The organism is uncultured Methylobacterium sp. (assembly GCF_964251405.1).
GTDB lineage: Bacteria > Pseudomonadota > Alphaproteobacteria > Rhizobiales > Beijerinckiaceae > Methylobacterium.
Genome location: NZ_CAXUJR010000109.1, coordinates 8,704 through 11,305, shown reverse-complemented (window position 1 = coordinate 11,305; position 2,602 = coordinate 8,704). Strand labels below are relative to the sequence as shown.

Annotated in this window: 2 protein-coding genes; both read right to left on the bottom strand. The window is 69.1% G+C overall.

Annotation, left to right across the window (positions count from 1 at the left end; all coding sequences use genetic code 11):
* Positions 1–95: 95 nt before the first annotated feature.
* Positions 96–2,165, bottom strand: coding sequence for a DNA topoisomerase IV subunit B (parE, locus tag ACFE7U_RS15795; protein ID WP_375410672.1), 2,070 nt, complete (start codon positions 2,163–2,165; stop codon positions 96–98).
* Positions 2,166–2,389: 224 nt separating this feature from the next.
* The coding region (locus ACFE7U_RS15790; RefSeq protein ID WP_375410670.1) for an alkaline phosphatase PhoX at positions 2,390–2,602 on the bottom strand (213 nt) is incomplete at its 5' end.

Below are 2,602 nucleotides of genomic sequence, written 5' to 3'. Positions count from 1 at the left end.
GGGAAGATTCCATGCGCGGGACGAGACAGGACCTGCGACGGGATGCGGGCGCTCGCCAGGGAGCACCGCACCCGATGGCGGGGTGAGGTGCCCCGTCAGATGTCCAGCTCCGCCCCGTCCGCGAAGGCGGCGCGCTCGGAGATGAAGGCGAAGCGGGCCTCGGGCTTGTTGCCCATCAGCCGCTCCACCGTGTCGCCGGTGGATTCGCGGGCCTCGTCGAGGACCGCGACGCGCAGGAGCGTGCGCTTCCTCGGATCCATGGTCGTCTCCTTGAGCTGGGCCGGCATCATCTCGCCCAGGCCCTTGAACCGGCTGACCTCGACCTTGCCGCCCTTGAACACGGTCTTGATCACCAGCGCCTTGTCGGCGTCGTCGCGCGCGTAGGCGCTCTTGGCTCCCTGCGTCAGCCGGTAGAGCGGGGGGATCGCGAGGTAGAGGTGGCCACGGTCGATGAGCTTCGGCATCTGCCGGTAGAAGAAGGTGATCAGCAGCGAGGCGATGTGGGCACCGTCCACGTCCGCGTCCGTCATGATGATGACCTTCTCGTAGCGAAGGTCCTCGCCCCGATAGGCGCTGCCGGTGCCGCAGCCGAGCGCCTGGGTCAGGTCGGAGATGAGCTGGTTGGCGCCCATCTTGTCCCGGCTCGCGCTCGCCACGTTCAGGATCTTGCCGCGCAAGGGCAGGATCGCCTGGCTCGCGCGGTCACGCGCCTGCTTGGCCGAGCCTCCCGCGGAATCGCCCTCGACGATGAAGATCTCAGAGCCCGCCGCCCCGGCCTTCGAGCAATCCGCGAGCTTGCCCGGCAGCCGCAGCTTGCGCGTGGCGGATTTCCTGGCGACCTCCTTCTCCTGGCGCCGGCGCAGGCGTTCCTCGGCCCGGTCGATCACCCAGTCGAGGAGCTTGTTGGCCTGGGCCGGCGAGGCCGCCAGCCAGTGGTCGAAGGCGTCGCGGATCGCGGTCTCGACGATGCGGGCGGCTTCGACGGTGGCGAGCTTGTCCTTGGTCTGCCCCTGGAACTCGGGCTCGCGGATGAAGACCGAGAGCATCGAGGCGCAGGTCGCCATCACGTCGTCGGTGGTGACGCCGCCCATGCGCTTGGCCTGGCCGACGCGCTCGGCATGCTCGCGCAGCGCCCGCAGCAGGGCGACGCGCAACCCGCTCTCGTGGGTGCCGCCCTCGGCCGTGGGGATCGTATTGCAGTAGGAGGCCGAGACGCCGTCCTCTACGACCATCCAGGCCACCGCCCATTCGAGCGAGCCATGGCCGCCGGGCTTCACGACCTTGCCCGAGAAGATCGCGTCGGTGACGAGCTCCTTGCCCTCGAGATCGCGGGCGAGATAGTCGCGTAGGCCCCCGGGGAAGCGATGGACCGCCTCGGCGGGCACGTCGTCGATGCCCTCCAGCAGGGCAGGCGCGCAGCGCCAGCGGATCTCGACGCCGCCGAACAGGTAGGCCTTGGAGCGCGCCATCTTGAAGAGGCGCCGCGGGTCGAACTTCAGGGCGCCGAAGATCTGGGCGTCGGGGTGGAAGCGCACCCGCGTGCCGCGGCGGTTCTGCACCCGGCCCACCGTCTCCAAGCCACCCTGCGCATGTCCCCGCGAAAAGGTCTGGCGGTAGAGGGTCTGGCCGCGGGCGACCTCGACTTCGAGGATGTCGGAGAGGGCGTTCACCACCGAGATGCCGACCCCGTGCAGGCCGCCGGAGGTCTCGTAGACCTTCGAGTCGAACTTGCCGCCGGCATGCAGCGTGGTCATGATCACTTCGAGGGCGGATTTCCCCGGGAACTTCGGGTGCGGGTCGATGGGGATGCCGCGGCCGTTATCGGTGACGACGAGGTGTCCGGTCTCTTCCAGCTCCACCTCGATGAAGCTCGCGTGGCCCGCCACCGCCTCGTCCATGGAGTTGTCGACCACCTCGGCGAAGAGGTGGTGCAGCGCGCGCTCGTCAGTGCCGCCGATATACATGCCGGGCCGGCGCCGGACCGGCTCCAGCCCCTCCAGGACCTCGATCGTCGAGGCATCGTAGCCGGCCTCCGCGGCCTCCGCGGGAGACGCCTCGACGGGGAGGGGTTTCCTGTCCCGCGCGGACGCCTTGGGTGCCGTGCCGCCGGCGAACAGATCCACGGAACGGATACGGGGAGCGGCCGGAGGAGCCTCGCGGGGCATCACAATGTCCTCGCGGGACATCAGAGTGGCCTCGCGGGGCTTGGAGCGATTCTTCATGGCGCGGTTATACCGGAACGAAACGGAAACGAAAAGCGGCGAGCGCAGGCTGCGTAAGCAGCGTTCGCACCATCGCGACGGCACTCTGTACCCAAAGCCTTAACGCTGTCTCGTCCGCCGAGCCCTTCGCTTCATCCCGGAGACGGAAGAGGGTTGAGAACTCCCGTTCAGGTCCCGACCCGCCCGCCGCCGCGCCTCGTGATCGCCACCACCGACGGGCGCGGCGGCAGGGAGGCATCGAAGTCCGGCCACCTTGTGGAGGGGGCCTCGAAGGTGGCGGGCTTGGCGTTGGGGTCGTCCTCGTCGGCCTCGCCCGGATGCTGGACGGCGACGAAGAAGGTGGTGTCGTCGGGGGTGAAATAGGGCCCGCACATCTCGGC